Origin of the sequence: Rhodococcus sp. DK176, assembly GCF_038447315.2 — a bacterium.
Lineage (GTDB): Bacteria > Actinomycetota > Actinomycetes > Mycobacteriales > Mycobacteriaceae > Rhodococcus_F > Rhodococcus_F jostii_A.
On record NZ_CP118321.2, the window covers coordinates 1,777,437 to 1,794,668 of the forward strand.

The 17,232-nt window shown below is 63.9% G+C and carries 14 protein-coding genes; 10 read left to right on the forward strand and 4 right to left on the reverse strand.

The features are described 5' to 3' along the window. Positions 1 to 2: 2 nt before the first annotated feature. Complete coding sequence (locus PSR88_RS08440; RefSeq protein ID WP_037197152.1) at positions 3 to 629, reverse strand: GIY-YIG nuclease family protein; 627 nt, start codon at positions 627 to 629, stop codon at positions 3 to 5. A gap of 536 nt (positions 630 to 1,165) precedes the next feature. Between PSR88_RS08440 and PSR88_RS08445 the strand changes: the two genes are divergently transcribed. Both PSR88_RS08445 and PSR88_RS08450 read left to right on the forward strand, forming a co-directional pair. Continuing rightward, positions 1,166 to 2,362 carry an acyl-CoA dehydrogenase family protein gene (locus PSR88_RS08445; protein WP_029539428.1) on the forward strand — a complete coding sequence of 399 codons (1,197 nt, stop codon included), beginning with the start codon at positions 1,166 to 1,168 and terminating at the stop codon, positions 2,360 to 2,362. A 34-nt stretch (positions 2,363 to 2,396) separates the two neighbouring features. Then, the gene (locus PSR88_RS08450) at positions 2,397 to 3,233 is read left to right on the forward strand and encodes a mycofactocin-coupled SDR family oxidoreductase (protein WP_016882995.1); all 837 of its coding nucleotides are present in this window, start codon (positions 2,397 to 2,399) and stop codon (positions 3,231 to 3,233) included. 34 nt (positions 3,234 to 3,267) lie between these two features. On the opposite strand, the gene PSR88_RS08455 is transcribed toward PSR88_RS08450, so the two are convergent. Continuing rightward, positions 3,268 to 5,937: a LuxR C-terminal-related transcriptional regulator gene (locus tag PSR88_RS08455; RefSeq protein WP_016882994.1), complete on the reverse strand. Its 2,670-nt coding sequence runs from the start codon at positions 5,935 to 5,937 to the stop codon at positions 3,268 to 3,270. Positions 5,938 to 6,261: 324 nt separating this feature from the next. Here PSR88_RS08455 and PSR88_RS08460 point away from each other — a divergent pair, with 324 nt between their 5' ends. The 3 genes from PSR88_RS08460 (at position 6,262) to ribB (ending at position 8,489) form a co-directional block, all read left to right on the forward strand. Beyond that, positions 6,262 to 6,657, forward strand: a complete 396-nt coding sequence (locus PSR88_RS08460; RefSeq protein WP_005252661.1) for a nuclear transport factor 2 family protein — start codon at positions 6,262 to 6,264, stop codon at positions 6,655 to 6,657. Between the two features lie 84 nt (positions 6,658 to 6,741). Further along, entirely contained in the window at positions 6,742 to 7,272 is a 531-nt protein-coding gene (locus PSR88_RS08465; RefSeq protein WP_342338069.1) for a flavin reductase family protein, read from the forward strand. Then, positions 7,269 to 8,489, forward strand: coding sequence for a 3,4-dihydroxy-2-butanone-4-phosphate synthase (gene ribB, locus PSR88_RS08470; RefSeq protein WP_342338070.1), 1,221 nt, complete (start codon positions 7,269 to 7,271; stop codon positions 8,487 to 8,489). Before PSR88_RS08465 ends, ribB begins: the two co-directional genes overlap by 4 nt. Positions 8,490 to 8,495: 6 nt before the next feature. Here ribB and PSR88_RS08475 read toward each other — a convergent pair whose 3' ends face one another. Next, complete coding sequence (locus PSR88_RS08475) at positions 8,496 to 8,882, reverse strand: TM2 domain-containing protein (RefSeq protein WP_016882992.1); 387 nt, start codon at positions 8,880 to 8,882, stop codon at positions 8,496 to 8,498. Positions 8,883 to 9,708: 826 nt separating this feature from the next. Here PSR88_RS08475 and PSR88_RS08480 point away from each other — a divergent pair. Beyond that, positions 9,709 to 10,800, forward strand: a complete 1,092-nt coding sequence (locus PSR88_RS08480) for a DUF3761 domain-containing protein (protein ID WP_082359697.1) — start codon at positions 9,709 to 9,711, stop codon at positions 10,798 to 10,800. A 241-nt stretch (positions 10,801 to 11,041) separates the two neighbouring features. Here the strand turns inward: PSR88_RS08480 and PSR88_RS08485 are convergent, their stop codons facing one another. Beyond that, positions 11,042 to 12,046 (reverse strand): HNH endonuclease, encoded by a 1,005-nt coding sequence (locus PSR88_RS08485; RefSeq protein WP_016882990.1) that lies wholly within the window; start codon positions 12,044 to 12,046, stop codon positions 11,042 to 11,044. Between the two features lie 29 nt (positions 12,047 to 12,075). Between PSR88_RS08485 and PSR88_RS08490 the strand changes: the two genes are divergently transcribed. The 4 genes from PSR88_RS08490 (at position 12,076) to PSR88_RS08505 (ending at position 17,098) form a co-directional block, all read left to right on the forward strand. After that, the gene (locus PSR88_RS08490) at positions 12,076 to 12,375 is read left to right on the forward strand and encodes a nucleoside triphosphate pyrophosphohydrolase (protein WP_016882989.1); all 300 of its coding nucleotides are present in this window, start codon (positions 12,076 to 12,078) and stop codon (positions 12,373 to 12,375) included. 625 nt (positions 12,376 to 13,000) lie between these two features. Further along, on the forward strand, positions 13,001 to 14,134 hold the full coding sequence (locus PSR88_RS08495) for a toll/interleukin-1 receptor domain-containing protein (protein WP_016882988.1): 1,134 nt from the start codon (positions 13,001 to 13,003) through the stop codon (positions 14,132 to 14,134). A 243-nt stretch (positions 14,135 to 14,377) separates the two neighbouring features. Further along, positions 14,378 to 14,737 (forward strand): nucleotide pyrophosphohydrolase, encoded by a 360-nt coding sequence (locus PSR88_RS08500; RefSeq protein WP_016882987.1) that lies wholly within the window; start codon positions 14,378 to 14,380, stop codon positions 14,735 to 14,737. 483 nt (positions 14,738 to 15,220) lie between these two features. Beyond that, on the forward strand, positions 15,221 to 17,098 hold the full coding sequence (locus PSR88_RS08505; RefSeq protein WP_029539427.1) for a DUF2075 domain-containing protein: 1,878 nt from the start codon (positions 15,221 to 15,223) through the stop codon (positions 17,096 to 17,098). The last annotated feature ends 134 nt before the right edge of the window (positions 17,099 to 17,232 follow it).

Below are 17,232 nucleotides of genomic sequence, written 5' to 3' on the forward strand. Positions count from 1 at the left end.
GTCTATCGCCCGCCTACGCCGGGATTGGGAAGAACTGGCAGTTCCTTCGCGCGACGCTTCGCATCGGCACGTGCAGCTTTCAACTGGAGATAGAAGGAGTTGCGCGAGTTGCCGTCCAGGTTGAGCGGTACATCGAGACTCGCGATCAACTGATCCTCAAGCTCCCACGGCTCCTCACGAGCGATCCACGAAACGAGGGCGTTCTCGGCCATCCACTTCGACAGCAGCGTCTCCCCCGCGTGGAAGGTGTACCGCTCGCCCGATCCGACGCGACGCAGCTCAATCCCGATCTCATTCGCGACCAGGCAACCGAGCGTCAGGCGGAGCGTCGACCCGGCAGCATTACCGGTGTAGTGGGCCTTGATCCGCTTCCGGATGTTCTGCGTACTAGGAGCTTTGCCATTCTTCGGCGGCTTGCTCGGGCTGATGCCGGTGTAGAGCAGCGTGAGACCGTCCCGCTTCGCACACCCCGAGGTATCGATCGCGGCCGGCAACTTCCGAAACCACCAGCCGTAGACACCCGCCGTAGCCGGCACCGGGCACGACCTAGGGAGCACCTGCCCACGGGTGTGCGGTGAAGCAGCGAGGTAGAGCGCAGATTCGTCCTGCGCGGCGACAATCGGACTCATGCGGAGGATGTTGTCATAGCGGGGCGACAGCGATCAACGGAACCGTCCACATGCCCACAGTCGGTAGCCACGTGATCGGCTGATGGCCGCTAGCTAGTTCATATCAACCCAACGACAACCCCTGACCCAGTGTCCGCAAAGCCATGCTTCGGAACGGGAAGGTAGCCCAATCCGCACCCACCTCTGTGGCACCGGACGCGCCGGTCGTCACGTACTGCCAATGCACGGCACACATACATCCAAGCCTCGGGTCGGTGATGAATCGGACTACGCCCGGAGTGCTCGGATCAGTTCGCGCTACGCGCCAACCACCACCGAAGCCGAGCCGTGTAACCGCGGCAACCCACGACAGTCGACCGGCGACCTTCACTCTCGCCGCATTACCCGACCGGGTGACCACGTAGTGGACCACGTGGTCACCCGCCTGTGTGCAGCGCGCGGACCGACCATTGTGATTCAGGTCATACCGCGATCTCGTCCCCGCCGACACGTGCGGTGGACGACGAGCTGAGTTGCATACCAGGAAGGTCATTTCCATGACGCAAACCGTTGATCGATCAGTGTCCGCCCTCGCCGATCGGGAGCCTGTCGACTATCTCGCCCGGGCCAAGGCGGTCGCTCGCATCGTCGAGCAGGAGGCGGATGCGATCGAGCGTGACGCGACGATCACCAGGCCGGTGTACGAGGCCCTCGCCGAGGCGGAGCTGTTCTGGACCCTCGTCCCGACGGAGTTCGGTGGCGGCGGGCTGGGCATCGTGCAGGCACTCGAAGTGATCGAGGAGATCTCGCGGGCCGACGCGTCGACGGGCTGGGCGCTGATGGCCAACTCCTTCAGCACCGGCATCGCCGCCGGATTCATGAACGACGAGGGCGCCCGCGAGATGTTCGGCGGTCCGGACCGGGGAATCACCGCAGGCATGATCATGCCCACCGGCAAGGCCGTCCGCGTCGAGGGCGGTTACCGCGTCACCGGCCGCTACCAGTTCGCGAGCGGATCGGCGCACGCCACGTGGATCGGCGCGGGATTCGTCGTCCACGACGACAACGGGAACCCCATCCTGGACGAGGCCGGCACCCCCGACTGCCGCGTCGGTTTCCTCCCGCGGGCCGACGTCGAGTTCCTCGGTAACTGGAACGTGATGGGGCTGGTCGGCACGGGCAGCTACGACTACGCCGTCCACGACCGCTTCATCCCCGACAAGTTCACGATGGAGACGTTCTCGACCACCCCCGTTCGCTCCGAGCCCGTGTACCGCCTGGGACTGCTCGGCATCGGCGTCGGCGGGCACGCCCCCGTAGCACTCGGGCTGGCGAAGCGGGCGCTCGAGGAGATCGTCCGGATCGTCGCGAACAAGGCGCGTCCCGGCTACGCCACGGTGGTCGGCGAGTCGGAACTGTTCCGCCGCGAATTCAGCAAGTACGAAGCCCTCTACCAGGCGACTCGCCTGTACGTGTACGCCGCCCACGAGGACGCCGAGGCCAGTGCGCGCGCCGGTATCGAGATCACCGAGGAGCAGCGCGCCCGGTTGCGTCAGGTCATCACCTGGTCGCAGGAGGTCGCCGGTGAGATCGTCGGCTTCGCGCACCGCTGGGCCGGCAGCCAGTCGATCCGCAACCCCAGCGCGCTCGGCCGGTGCGTGCGCGACGCCGCCGTCGCGACGCAGCACATGCTGGTCGATCAGATCACCCTCGTCGACGCCGCAACACCGATCATGCGCGCATACGCCGTCTGAAGACTCCTGTTCATAAACAACGGAAGGACCCCTAATGGGACAGCTTGAAGGCAAGGTCGCGCTGGTAACGGGAGCTGCACGCGGGCAAGGACGCTCGCACGCGATCCGGCTCGCGGAGGAAGGCGCGGACGTCATCATCGTCGACATCTGCGCCAAGCCGGCAACGACGAAGTACCGCGGCGCGACGGAGGAGGAACTCCAGGAAACGGCCCGGCACATCGAGAAGTTCGGGCAGCGGGCCCATGTCGCGGTCGCCGACGTGCGGTCGCTGAGTCAGCTCCAGGACGTGGTCGCCGAGGGTGTCGCGAAGCTCGGGCGGCTCGACACCGTGGTGGCGAACGCCGGCATCTTCTCGTCCGCTCCGCTGCACGAGCTCACCGAAGAGCAGTGGGACGAAATGGTCGACATCAACCTGTCGGGTGTATGGAAGACCATGCGGGCGACGGTTCCCCACCTGATCGAGCAGGGTGAGGGCGGGTCGATCGTCCTGATCAGCTCCACCGGCGGTTTGCAGGGATTCCCCAACTTCGCCCATTACGTCGCCGCGAAGCACGGGGTCACCGGACTCGCCCGCACCGCCGCCAATGAGCTGGGCGCCCATCGGATTCGGTGCAACTCCATCCATCCCACGTCGGTGCTGACGGACATGATCGACAACGAGGACATGTACCGCCTGTTCCGTCCCGATCTGGAGACGCCCACGCACGAGGATTTCCGTGAGGCGTGCGAGACGGCGATGAACGTGCTGCCGACTCCGTGGATCGAGCCGGTGGATGTCAGCAACGCCGTGGTGTGGCTGGCGTCGGATGCGGCACGCTACGTCACCGGCATCGCAATGCCCATCGACGCGGGTGCCCTCAACAAGGTCTGACCAGCACATCCCTGCGAGTGCGGGGCACGTGGAACTACCCCGGCGTGCCCCGCCCCGCATGTGCGAACGCTGCGGCGATCTCGTGACGCCTGCTCATGCCCAGCTTTTCCAGGATGTGTTCGACGTGCCCTTCCACCGTGCGCGGCGACAGAACCAGCTTGGCGGCGATCTCCTTGTTGGTCATGCCGGCGGCGACATGCGCCGCCACCTCCTGCTCCCTCGGGGACAGAACGTCTTCCGGGCGCGTGCCACCAGCGGGAGCCGGATCACCGGACGGTACCGACTCTCCCAGGACGAATCCGGTGATCTCGGAGACCGACATCGCGGCTCCGCTGGTGTGGCACTTCTCGAACTGATCGTCTCCCAGAGCCTTTCGCGCCTTCTTCTCGAAGCGTGTGCGTTGCTCGACCCAGTGACTCGAGCCGTACAGTTGCTGGCCGAACGACTCCCACATCGAGGAGGCGGCGCCGAGGAGCACGGCCGACCGTTCCGCCGACCCCGCCTCGGCTTCGGCCCATCCCAGAAGGTCGGTGACCAGGGTGGTTCCGACGACGTCGTCGAAGTCGCGCCGCAGGCGCAGGCTTTCGGAGCCGAGCCGGAGTGCGTCCTCGAATTCCTCGGTCATCAATGCCACCAGCCCGAGCCCGTAGACGGCGTAGGAACGCAGCCACGACTCCCCGACCGCGAGGGCACGCTCGTTCACCGTCTCGAAGAGTTCCGTGGCACGAGTTGTCTCGTCGGTGAAGCAGTAGAGCATCCCGAGGTGGACGCGCAGCGTGTGGGCGAGATCCTCACGGTCCGGGATTCCCTCGTACATCTTCAGCGCCGCCGTGAGCCGACGTTCCGCCTCGTCGAAATCGCCGGCGAAGAAGGCCTTCAGCCCCATGACGTCCGCCGTGAACGCGCCGGTGATGGCGTCGTCCGCGGTCAGGTTGACGGCGGAGGCCTCGGTCAGCGCCGAGTCGGCGGACTCGCGGTCACCCTGCAGGGTCTGGACGAGGCCCAGATTGACGAGCATCCGCCCCCTGGTGGCCGTCGGCGCCGTCTCCCGTTTGAGGATGCGGTTCAGCCACATCCGGTGTTCGCGCACCGAGAACCCGCACGACCAGAGGAACCAGGCGCGCGAGACCATGTCCGCGGCCATCCGCACTTCGTCGTCGTCGGACGAATCCAGCAGTGCCGCGTGCAGCGCCGACCGGATATTGGCATGGTTGCGACGCAGTTTCTCGCTTCCGGCGCGTTGATCGGCGCTGAACCAGTTGTCGGCCGTCGTGGTCACCAACCGCGCACACCACCGCAGGTGCCGCAGTGTCAGGGTGTCCATCTCTGCGGCGGTCAGCTTGCTGTTCCCGTATTCGCGGATCGACTCGAGCATCCGGAACCGCACGTGCGTGCCGCCTTCTTCGCGGTGCAGGATCGATTTGCCGACCAGCGCCGAGATGCCGTCGAGCACGGTGTCCGCCGGTACGTCGTCGTCACTGCACACCTCTTCGGCCATGCCGAGGTCGAATCCGCCCGCGAACACCGAGGCGCGCGACCAGAGGAGTTGCTGTTCGCGAGTGCAGAGTTCGTAGCTCCAGTCCATCGTCGCCTGCAGGCTGCGATGCCGCTGCGGCCCGGTGCGGTTGCCGGTGGTGAGGAGATTGAGCCGGTGATCGAGCCGATCGGCCAGTTCGTACACCGACAGCACCGGCAATCGCGCGCAGGCCAATTCGATAGCGAGAGGGAGGCCGTCGAGGCGGTCGCAGACGCGCATCACCGCGTCGCGGTTGTCCTCGGTCAGCTCGAATTTCGACAGGACGGCGGCGGCCCGGTTCACGAACAGCTCCACCGCGCTTCCCGTCCCGCGGGCCGGCGAGGCCGACGCCGTTCCGTTGACCGTGGGCAGCGGGGAGAGCGGGAAGACGAATTCGTCCGGAACCGAAAGTATCTCGCGGCTGGTGGTGATGATGCGCAGTTCGGTCGTGGAGCGCAGCAGCACCGACACCAGTTGCGCGCATTCGTCCAGGAGGTGCTCGCAGTTGTCGAGGATCAGGAGCATCCGCCGCGTCCGGAGATACTCGATGATGGTGTTCTCCGTCGGGCTGGCATGCATGTCGCGGTTGGCGAGGGCGAGCCCGTCCACGACGGTCTGGGTCAGGAGCTCGGGGCTGCGCAGCGCGGCGAGTTCGATCACGCGCACACCGTCCGGAAACGCGCGGCGGTATTCGCCTGCGGCATGGATCGCGAAGCGGGTCTTGCCCATTCCGCCCGGGCCGGTGATGGTCACGAGCCGGTGGTCACCGAGCAGTTTTCGTAGTTCGAGTAGTTCGGTGCGACGGCCCACGAAACTCGATCCGTACACCGGGACCGACGGAGCCGCGGGCACCGTGTCGGCCGGGCTGTCGTGGGGCTCGCCGGTCGACCGTTCCTCACGGATGCTCGTGACCCTGCGGGCCAGCGTGGTCCTCGACTTGGTCCACTGGATCCGGCGCGCGATCTCCGCGATCGCGATGCTGCGGTTGTCGGCGATCAGCTCCCGGATCGCCGAATCGACGGGGTCGGCGACGGAGCCGCGTCGGCTGCGGTGGTCGGTGGGAGGGTGGTCGAGAGTCAGCGCGCGGCGCACCGTGTTGCGCGACATTCCGAGCTGCACAGCGATGTGCTTGATGGGAGATCCTTGCCGGTGGAGTCGGCGAATCTCATCCCACTCGTCAGCGTTCACAAGGTCCCTTCTGGGCTCGTAACCGGTCGGTCGACCTCCCGGTAATTGAGATCTGGATCACCTTGGTCGCTGGCTGCACCTCCTGTCAACTTTCGGGGGTCAAGATGTGTCATCGCAACCGTGCGCCGTACGCACTCGCCCCCGGACTCGGGTCGAGAAAGTGGTATTTACCTGCGCAGATTCGAAGCACCGGGTTCGGATAAGTGTGACCGTAGCGAACCACGTAGCTGGACGGTTCCGCCGGACTCCCTACACGGGCAGGGTGATGCACACCACAGGAACGACACGTGGTGCCGACATATCCGAAGCGACGATGGAGTCCGCATGACCAACAGCAATGCCGCCGCCCTGAAGGCAGCTTTCGCCGCCGCAGACGAGGGGAACCCGGTTCCGCTCGTGGAGCTGTACTCGGACGAGATGACGTGGGCCGGTTTCACGCTCGAGGGAACCCTCCGCCTCTACACCAAGGCCGAGTTCCTCGAGGCCTTCGGCGTCCTGGCCAAGCTCGACGAATCCCGCAACGAGGTCGTCTCCGTCGACGTCGTCGGTGACGATCTGGTGACCGCCAACGTCCGGGCGTACCGCCGCCTCGGGGAACTCGAACTCGACACCACGATCGTGATGACGCACCGCTTCGAGGACGGCAAGGTCACCCGCGGCACCGACATGTGCTCGGCGACGTTCGAGGAATTCTGGGCCAAGACGGGGTTGTCGGTGTAGCTCTGCGTGCCAGCCGCCGCGGCAACGCGGCGGCTGGCAGCCCTCCCCCACACCATTCATTTCGACAGCCTGAAGTAGGTACCGATGCGAACCATCACCGACCCGCACATCACCGCCACCACCCCCGAAGGCATCGCGGACGCCTACCGCACCGTGCTCGGGAAGTTCTGCACCGGCGTCGTCGCCGTCACCGCCCTCGACGACACCGGCAACCCCGTCGGGCTGACCGTCGGCTCCTTCAGCTCCGTCTCCCTCGACCCCGCCCTCGTCGCCTTCTTCGTCGGCCGGCATTCCACCACCTTCCCCAAGGTCGCCTCCTCCGGCCGCTTCTGCGCCAACATCCTCGCCGCCGACCAACACGAACTCGGCCGCGCCTTCGCCCGCAGCGGCACCGACAAATTCCGCGGAATCGACTGGACCCCCGCCACCACCGGATCACCTCGTCTCGCCGGCGCCCACGCCTGGATCGACTGCCACATCGACCTCGTCCAAGCTGTCGGCGACCACGACCTCGTCGTCGGCCGCGTCGTCGAACTCGGTGCCACCGATACCCCCGACCCGCTCCTGTTCTACACCTCCACCTTCCATCAGCTCACCCCCGCGGGCCCCGCATGAACACCGTCGAGCAGTGCCTCGAACAGCTGCGCGCCGGGAGACCGGTCCTCGTCCTCGACGACAAAACCCGCCAGAACGAAGCCGATCTCGTGATGGCCGCACAATTCGTCACCACCCAGGACGCCGCCTACTTCCTCCGGCACACCTCCGGCTTCTTCTGCGTCGCGATGCCCGCCGAACGAACGCGCGCTCTCGGTCTCCCCCTGATGGTCGGGGATCCCACCAACCCGCTGGGCACCGCGTTCACCGTCAGCGTCGACGCCGCCACCGGCACCTCCACCGGCATCAGCGCCGCCGACCGGGCCCGCACCATCCGCCTCCTCGCCGACCGCGAGACCGTCGACACCGACCTCACCCGGCCCGGCCACGTCCTCCCACTTCGTGCCCGCGACGGCGGAGTCCTCGTCCGGCCCGGCCACACCGAAGCAGCCGTCGACCTGTGCACCCTGGCCGGTCTCTCCCCCGTCGGACTGATCTGCGCGGTCACCACCGCAGACAAACGCGACATGCTCCGTGGCGACAACGTGTACTCCTTCGCCGCAAGCCAGAACCTGCCCGTCGTCACCATCGAAGAATTGGTGAACTACCGGCGCCGCACCGCGGCCATCGAACGCTGCGCCGACGCCGAAATTCCCACCGACCACGGGACCTTCAGGGCCATCGCCTACCGATCCACCAGCGGAGTCGAACACCTGGCCCTGGTCTTCGGCGACCCGGCCGGCACCACCGCCCTCACCCACCTCCACAGCGAATGCCTCACCGCCGACTTCCTCGGCTCACGGCGCTGCGACTGCGGCGACCAACTGTCCGGAGCGCTGGCGAGGATCGCCGACGCAGGCGCCGGCGTCGTTCTCTACTTTCGCGGGCACGAAGGCCGCGGCATCGGGCTGGCCGCGAAAATCGCCGCCTACCAACTCCAGGACCACCCGGGCCTGGACACCGTCGACGCCGACCTGCAACTCGGGTTGCCAGCCGACATCCGCGACTATGCGGCCGCAATCCTGCGGGACCTGCGCATCGACCGCATCAACCTGCTCAGCGACAATCCCGCCAAGGCGGCAGGCCTCACCGCGGCCGGCATCACGATCGCCGGCACGACACCCGTCGAAATCGCACCGAACGACCACAACAGCCTGTACCTCACGACCAAGCGAGATCGACTCGGCCACAGGCTCGCCCGCACGAGACTGACCGCCGCCCCTGAGATCGTCGGGTGAAACGGATTACCTCAGGGGAAGTCCGTTCTTGTCCTTCGGCTCGCCTGCGAGGAGGACGATGCCGTCGATGACGGGCCAAATCCACGCGACGAAGAGCCACATTCCCAGGCTGACGACCGTGAGCACGATGTTCACGATCAGCATCGCGAACCCCAGCCCCGTGTGGCCGGCGTAGAAGCGCCCGGCACCGAAGTACCCGAAGAAGATACTGAGCAGCCCGGCAGCAAGCTTCGTCTTGTGCGAGTACGGCAATCCCGTCACGGGGTGGTAGCCGTACGCCGCCGGTTGTTGCATCGCCGACCCCTGCCCGAAGTTCTGGCCGGGATGCGCCGAGGGCTGCTGCCCATACGGCTGTTGAGGTTGGTCGCCGTACGGGTACTGGGGCTGAGTCATGGAAGTCGTTCCTTCGGCGAGGTGGGTGCGGATCCGAACGTGTGGCGAGCGAAGGGGCTTAGCCGACCGAACCGACATCCCCCACTGCGACCCGAATTCATCGCAATTTGTTCACCGCTCACTTGATAACACCGATACCGCGGCCGCGGTATCGGTTGTCTGACCGTATCTCCCAAGCACACGATCAACCTCGTGGAATTCGGCCGCCATCCAATCACTCCGATCGCTGACCTAACGTAGCGCGAGTGACACCACTCGACCCCGTCGACGTCGCCGGTCGCGTAGTACAGCTTCCCGAATACGGCGTCGTGGATCGACCTACAAGTTGGCGACGTTGCTCGCGCTGGCCGATCGCTCAGCGGCTCGAAGAAACTGCAACACCCGATCCTGCGCGTAACAGATCTAACGAGAGGCGCGATAACCAGGGACAACGCCTGCGCGTCACTGCTAGCAATGCCTCGGAGATATCATGTACGACCCTCGCGATCCCGCGACTACTTCGCACGCTCACCAGCAAGGCCACGGAGGGTTCCGTCGCACACTATCGGCTGCCGTTCGCGTCGTTGTGGGACTGATTGGAGTCCTTTTCCTCATCGGTCTCATCGGCGCTGCGATGGACGGCGAGGTCAGTATTGCATTTTACGTATTCGGCCTACTGATCTCAGCTGGCGCACTGTATTTCGCTACCATTCGGCCATCACGCGTTCGCGCATGGAAGCAACAGAATCCGGGCAAGTCACCCATCAAGAGGAGAGTTCTGTGGGGCGCTGCGGTGGCAGCGTTGTTCATAACCTCGACTGCCCTCGACTCGGCGATTCACCCCGAGATGCGCGCGAGCGAGCAGGCGGCTGAGATCGCGAGCTCGTCCGTCCCCGCACCTACGAACGCTCCGTCTACATCTGCACCGACCACGACTGTCGAGCGCCCTCTCGCGGTCGCGTCCAAAGTCCCACACATCGATGGTTCAGTCGCAGCCAACGCCGCACTCGCGAAGCTCGACACCTTGGCCATCGCAGAGCCGGCGCCGCTCGCAGGGTTTGACGATGCCAGGCTGTCGACGTGGTCCGACGACGTGGCGGTCGAGGGCGGAAGAAACGGGTGCGACACCCGCGATGACATTCTGCGACGGGATCTCACAGAGGTCGTCCTCGTCTCGGGCTCTGGAGGATGCTCCGTACGTTCGGGACGACTAGAGGATCCCTACTCGGATAAGACCCTTACATTCGCAAGCGACGCGGACATATCGGGCAACGTGCAGGTCGACCGTGTCGTCGCCCTTGCGGATGCATGGCAGAAGGGTGCGCAGCAGCTCGACGAGCAAATGTTGCGCACGCTGGCAAACGACCCGCGCAACCTGCAGGCGGTAGGCACCACTGCATTCGAGCAGAAGGCCGGGCGCGACGCCTCAGCGTGGTTGCCATCTGACGCGTCGTACCGCTGCACGTACGTGGCCCAGCAGGTCGATATCAAGTCGCTCTATCGGCTGTGGGTCTCGCAAGGTGAGCATGACGCGATCGCGCGCGTATTGGGCGAGTGTGGCGCGACGCTACCACCACCTCCAAGCCCGGTTGTCGAGCCGACCACAACCATTGCGCCTCCCCCTCCAGCCCCTACCAATCCTCCCGTTCAACAAGAACTAACCCGCGTCGCGCCGATCGCGCCGGCACCAGTTCCGGTCGCACCTCCCCCACCTCCGCCCCTACCCGCTCCCGCTCCCGCCCCTGCGCCGGATCCCGAACCTGAGGGAGGGTACGGCTGCGGTGAGGGGTATTACGAAAATTCTGCCGGCAATTGCATACCCGTACCCGGATCGTCGCCGACCGGCGCGAGCGCACGATGCAACGACGGTTCGTACTCATACAGCCAAAGCAGACGAGGGACGTGCTCCGGTCATGGTGGAGTGGCCGAGTGGTACTGAGCAGTTGGCACTCGATCCTCTGGCAGGGGCCGCCCACGCGAACTCAGGCGTCATCAGACTGTGTGACGCACCTAAATCCAGAGGTGTGGCCGCGGCAAGGGTCGGATACGCAGAGAGCCATTCAACTTCATCAACGAGTTAGGAATAGCGACAATCGCATTGACACGCGTTGGGCTGCAGCAATGAAGGGATGGGAACGCGTACCTTCGTTCGGATGGACCGACAACAGCTAAGTGGAAACCTACCCTTCCGCCACGACCGCATCGACCTCTTGAATGAACGCAAGCCGACGGCGTGGATCCGTGGCCAGCGGCTTACCAGGCGCCCGCATCGCGAGCTCTAAGGTGCGACGAAGTGGATGTGGCGAGTTCGCGATCGCCTCGTTTCGGGCTATGAGAGCACGCACTTCCTCCACGGTGGGAATGCGCGCGCTCTTGCGTAAATTGCACGGCGCACAGGCTAATACCAAGTTCCACATGCCATTGAGATCGGGTCCGCGCCACGCTCCCGTGTTCATGAGCGAATAGGGATAAACGTGGTCCACATGCACATGATTATCCAAGACTTCGAGGGAGTCTCGGCAATAAAAGCACCTGCTGTACTGAAATCCAGCGAGAGCGGAACGCGCACTCGTGAGGGCAACCCGGCGGGTTGGGGTGAGGACTGTTCGTAGATCGTCGGAAACACCAACTCCACTCTGTATCAGTGACCTTCCGATCCCCGCGTCGAATGACGCCTCCACGATCGACCACCTGGCCTGCAGTTCGTCTTCGAGCACGTTGCGCGCGGATGCCACCCGCCGCAGGTCGTCCGTCAGCCGCACCACGCGACCACGACCAGTACGTTCCATCGAGTAAAAAGTGTGGTGCACCTGTCCGGTCGAACGCAGGTTGTGGAACTTCTGCATCACCATCGACGGGATCGACCGTACCGTCGCTTCGAGAAGCTTCTCGGTGGGTTGCCCCTCCATGACCGACGCGTCGCGTTCATGCTCGACAACCGCGAGATAGTCGCCGTCACCCAGTTTGGTGGCCGCCGGTGCCTGCGGGTACTTTCCCTCACGATTGATGATGCGCATCGCGTACTTCGCGGCGAGCTCGTCCAGCGCGACCTCATCGCGTCCCTCTCCGCTGGCCTGCAGCAACGCGGATCCGAGAGCGAATTTGTAGGTGCGTGAATTGACACCCATCAGGACTGCGAGGCGCCATGACGAGGTTGGTGTCGGTTCGGCGCGGTAGAACTCCATGGAGACAGTATCCAGTGAGAGGATTCCTGATGGGCAAGCTGGTACGAGACCGCATTCCGGAGATCATTCGACTCTCGGGGCGGAAGCCTGCAAGTCGAATCCTCGCAACAGACGAGTATCAGGATGCTCTGATCGACAAACTATTCGAAGAAGCTCAGGAACTCCGCGACGCGGACGCGGCCCAAAAATTGGAGGAAGCAGCGGACGTCTACGAAGTGCTCCTCGCGATTGTGGGGAACGCAGGATTCACGGTAGAGGAACTCCACTCGGCCGCTGAGCGGAAACGTCTCGAACGGGGAGGTTTCCGCGACCGCGTTTGGCTGGATTAGCCGAAGACCAACGTTCCTGCAGGGCAACACCTGGATGGACGCTGCACATCGCGGCGATGAGCCCAACGACCGTCGACAAGACCGAAGTGACCACTCTGTCTGTGACATCAGTGTCCTCAGCCCTTCGAGGACATCGGCAAGTGTCTCGCGTGCCCGCTCTGTCCCCGGCGGATAAGCCGGTGCGCGCGACGTCGAGGTCTGGCGGACTGAGCGCCCCCACTCCGTCCCGCGCCGGACCGACCGTCTGGATGGGCGATGCAGCTTCGCGCTCGCCGCATCACCCGAACGGGTGACCACGTAGTGGACCACGTGGCCACCCGCCTGTGTGCAGGGCGAGGACCGACCATTGTGATTCACGTCATACCGCGATCGCTACCCGCCGAAAGTGCGGTGAGCGATGAGCCGAGTTGCATACCAGGAAGGTCATTCCATGACGCAAATCGTTTGATCGATCAGTGTCCGCCCTCGTCGATCGGGAGCCGGTCGACTACCGCACCGCGAGCGACGAATCTCACCCCGGCATAGAAGGAAGCCGGGCCCGGGCATCAAATTAGGTGTGTGACACTTTGAGGTACATTCAGCCGACCGATACCGACCGACCAGTTTGCCTGGTTCGATTCGCCGCATGACAATCAGTGATCAGCCCGCAGGATTCTGGAGCTACGTCCACGCCGACAACGATGCGGAGAATGGACGAGTTCTTCGACTGTGCGAGCGAATTGAAGCGGAGTACTCCCTCATCACAGGCAACGAAATCCACATGTTCGTGGACAGAGACGACATCTCATGGGGCGGCCGATGGCGAGAGACCATCGACGATGCACTCGCGGCGACCACCTTCTTCATTCCGATCGTCACCGCCCGGTATCTCAAAAGGCCCGAATGCCGACGCGAACTCATTCAGTTTGCACAGCACACTGAAAGGCGTGGGGTCAAGGAACTGTTGCTTCCGATCCTGTACACAGTGGTCTCGAGTTTGAAGGAAGATTCAGACGATGAGGTGAACGCCATTATCGCCTCAACGCAGTACGAGGACTGGACCGCTCTGCGACTGGAAGACGAGCAGGGCCCGCTCTACCGAGCGGCCGTCAACAAACTCGCCCTCCGACTCGCCGAAATCGCGGATACGATCTCCGAGCGGCCGGAAGTGCTGACCGCCATCGCTAAAGACGCGACACTCACGGAGGAAGTCAGCGACGATGCACCCGGCATTCTCGACGACATGGCCGAGGTCGAAGTGCTTTTCCCCACATGGACGAAGACGATCGAGACGCTGTCGTCGGAAATCACAGAAATCGGTGATCTCTTCACCGACTACGCACCGAAGCTTGGAACCGCCGGACGGTCCACCGGTGCCGCAGCCAAATTGGCCGTCGCTCGACGACTGGCAAGCGAATTGGATCCAATGGCCGATCGCATCCTCGACACCGCCACTGAGTACGCCGATCAGGCGCTCCGGATGGATAGTGCGATCTCTGGAATCCTGCTCAACATCGCCGACGATTTCTCGAACGTGCGAGACGACGGCGAGTTCGAGAAATTCGCCGAAGGAATTCGTGGCCTGCGAGACGGCGGCGAGAAGGCAGTCCAAGGCTTGGACGGAATGAACGACAGCGCCCAGCGCGCCGGATCCATGAGTCGAGACCTGAGGAAGCCTCTCTCGAAGATCTCACGCGCGCTCCAGCGCTTCATGGACGGCCAAGGCTTGTTCGATGAATGGGTTCGGCGGATCGACGATATCGAAGCCGCGCGAGGATAGGCATCGAGTCATTAAGCGAGGAGTGGTTCCGCCCCGGCCGACACTCCGGGGCGGGGCAGAACCATTGTTGGGCGCGACAAAATGACAGCTCGCATGACTCGCCCCAGATTTACAAGACAGGATCGAACGCCACCGTCGTTTGGTCGAACCGACCTTGCCCGGCATCGAACAACACGACACCGCGCATAGGAGAGGTTCGGCGACTGCACAGAACCAGTCCGGTGTGCGTGGTAGAAATTCGTCATGGGAATCGACGATCTCCAGTCACTGGTATCGAACTTCTCCGAGCGCCGAGACTGGTCTCAATTCCACACCCCGAAGAACCTTGTGATGGCGCTCAGCGGCGAAGTCGGCGAACTCACCGAGATCTTTCAATGGCTAACTCCCGAGCAAAGCCGAGCAGTCGGTCAGGATGCGAAGACGCGTGCGCATGTCGAGGAAGAGGTCGCCGATGTCTTCATCTACCTGCTGCGGCTGGCTGAGGTTCTGGACATCGACCTCGCCGAAGTCGTGAGGAAAAAGGTCGAGCTGAACGACAAGAAGTACCCGGAAGAGGAGTCTCGGGGCAGGGCGACGAAGTACACAGAGCTGGGGGAAAGCTGATGTCGCTCGTCGCGCTGCACCCTGCTGGCTGCGAGAAATCTCGGACATGGTGCTACGTCCGGGCCGCGGCGCCAACCACTGCCGCCTGGCAGTTACCAGCAACGTCCGGGGGTGCGAGCGATGGCGTTGTCGAACTGGTCACCGCCGAGCCACCCACAAAAGGCAGCCCACCCGGTGTCCGATAATCGCCTGCGGTATCGGTCCCAACGCACCTGACCACAGGGTCTGTGTCCACGGCGAGCCGCGTCCGAGACAGAGATGGACACTTTCGTCCGAACGTGGCGTGTTGGCGGCCAATTGGTGGAAGCAGCCACTCCTTGAATTTCGCGGGTCCTTCGGCTGACATGGCACACCGCTGCACGAGCCGCCGATGCAACTCGGCTAATCTGAGTGTTGCGGCCCGACGGACTTCCGCTGCGATTCGCAGCTACGGACATGCCCCCACCCGCACGACTGGATTCGTGCTGCCCGGGGGACCCCACTGTGACCTTGCTTCGTACCTCTGCCGACCGAATTGTCGGCATGGCTCATCCCGAGTCCCTGGCTGAACAGCTACTGGAACAGATGCTGTTCAGGACCGGCCACCGTGCCAGCGAAGCCGAGCAGAAGTCCTGGAGCCGAAGTCTTCCGGTCTTGGCCCGCGACCTGGCGGACGCAGGTCTGGGCGGCGTGGAGATGCTTGTCGAGTACCACCTTCCGCTGACATCGCAGCGAGCAGATGTCGTGCTTGCCGGCACCCATCCGGAAACAGGCGCGCCGTCATACGTCGTAGTCGAACTCAAACAGTGGTCTACAGCCTATCGTTACGAGAACAGCGCGGAACTCGTCGAAGTACCCGGCATGCCTGGCGGGCCGAAGCTGCACCCCGTTGCGCAAGTGAAGGCCTACTGTGAGTACCTCGCCGACTTCGCAAAAACCCTCGCCGACCAGCCTGATGCGCTCGCAGGAATCGCGTACCTCCACAACGCCACAGATCCGGGTGCAGTTGCGGATTTGAGAGCCTTTCCTGCAACCACCACCGCGCGGCTCTTCACCGCAGCGGACCGGGGCGACATGCTCACGTTTCTCAAGACGCGTTTGTCCGCGACGACGGGCCACACTGCGGGCGACACTCTGATCCGCTCCGCGGTTGCGCCCTCCCAACAGCTCCTCAAAGTTGCGGCCGCCGAAGTTCGCGACCGACCACAGTTCCATCTGCTAGGCGAGCAACAGCTCGCGGTCGACCTGGTCTTGCATTCCGTCGAGCAGGCGCGGGCCAACGACGGAAAACGGATCATCGTGGTCACCGGAGGGCCGGGAAGCGGCAAGAGTGTGATCGCGTTGTCACTCGTCGGTGAGCTCGCCCGACGTGGGCGAACGGTCCTGCACGCAACCGGGTCCCGATCATTCACGCAGACTCTCCGCAAGGTGGCCGGCGCACGCGCTCCTCGGGTGCAGAAGATGTTCAAGTACTTCAACCAGTTCATGACCGCAGACCGCAATGGGCTCGACGTGCTTGTTCTCGACGAGGCCCACCGCATCCGTGAAACGTCCGTTGACCGGTACACCAAGGCGGAACTGCGAACCGACCGCCCCCAGATCGACGAGCTGATCGCCGCCGCACGCGTACCGGTGTTTCTCCTGGATGAGCATCAGGTGGTTCGTCCCGGCGAAATGGGTTCACTCGAACAGATCCAGCGTCACGCCAAGACGATCGGCCTAGAGACGCAGCACGTCCACCTCGGCGAACAGTTCCGTTGCGGTGGCAGCGAGGAGTACGTGCTTTGGGTCAAGCGCCTCCTCGGGCTTGTCGAGGGCGGACCCTACCCGTGGAGAGGCGATCCGCAGTTCGCGGTTCGCGTTGCCGATACACCGCAAGAACTGGAACATCTCCTCTCTCAGCAGCAGGAGCGCGGCTACACCGCCCGAATGACAGCTGGCTATTGCTGGCCTTGGAGTGACGCGAACAAGGACGGTTCACTACCCGCCGATGTCCAGATTGGCAATTGGTCACGGCCCTGGAACAGTAAGAGCGACAGACGCGTCGGAGACGCGCCACCAGCACCGTTGTGGGCTACCGCGGACGGTGGATTCGACCAGGTCGGTTGCGTCTACACCGCGCAGGGATTCGAGTACGACTGGAATGGCGTCATCCTCGGACCCGATCTCGTCTGGCGCGACGGCCAGTTCAAAACGGTTCGCTCCGCCAATCGCGACCCCGACATGCGGAACACGAAAAGGGTCGATGATGTGCGATTCAACAAACTGGTACGCAACGTCTACAAGGTGCTCCTCACTCGCGGGATGGTGGGCACGGTCATCTACTCGACGGACGAAGAGACACAGGACGCTCTCCGCGCTTTGGTGAGCGAAACCAACTGAGTCACAGCACTACTGAATAGAACACCGAACACACGAGCACGGCCCGACAGGCTTCCGCTTCAGGATATGCCTCCACCCGGTGCGATACCGGATAGGCGATTGGGCTTTGACGAGTTGGATTGTCAAGATCGGAA

Bases quoted from the DNA above. Each gene is read 5' to 3' on its own strand.
- PSR88_RS08480 (WP_082359697.1), top strand. From the start codon at position 9,709: ATGCGCGCGAGCGAGCAGGCGGCTGAGATCGCGAGCTCGTCCGTCCCC.
- PSR88_RS08490 (WP_016882989.1), top strand. From the start codon at position 12,076: ATGGGCAAGCTGGTACGAGACCGCATTCCGGAGATCATTCGACTCTCG.
- PSR88_RS08450 (WP_016882995.1), top strand. From the start codon at position 2,397: ATGGGACAGCTTGAAGGCAAGGTCGCGCTGGTAACGGGAGCTGCACGC.
- PSR88_RS08475 (WP_016882992.1), bottom strand. From the start codon at position 8,882: ATGACTCAGCCCCAGTACCCGTACGGCGACCAACCTCAACAGCCGTAT.
- PSR88_RS08445 (WP_029539428.1), top strand. From the start codon at position 1,166: ATGACGCAAACCGTTGATCGATCAGTGTCCGCCCTCGCCGATCGGGAG.
- PSR88_RS08500 (WP_016882987.1), top strand. From the start codon at position 14,378: ATGGGAATCGACGATCTCCAGTCACTGGTATCGAACTTCTCCGAGCGC.
- ribB (WP_342338070.1), top strand. From the start codon at position 7,269: ATGAACACCGTCGAGCAGTGCCTCGAACAGCTGCGCGCCGGGAGACCG.
- PSR88_RS08465 (WP_342338069.1), top strand. From the start codon at position 6,742: ATGCGAACCATCACCGACCCGCACATCACCGCCACCACCCCCGAAGGC.
- PSR88_RS08485 (WP_016882990.1), bottom strand. From the start codon at position 12,046: ATGGAGTTCTACCGCGCCGAACCGACACCAACCTCGTCATGGCGCCTC.
- PSR88_RS08460 (WP_005252661.1), top strand. From the start codon at position 6,262: ATGACCAACAGCAATGCCGCCGCCCTGAAGGCAGCTTTCGCCGCCGCA.
- PSR88_RS08440 (WP_037197152.1), bottom strand. From the start codon at position 629: ATGAGTCCGATTGTCGCCGCGCAGGACGAATCTGCGCTCTACCTCGCT.
- PSR88_RS08495 (WP_016882988.1), top strand. From the start codon at position 13,001: ATGACAATCAGTGATCAGCCCGCAGGATTCTGGAGCTACGTCCACGCC.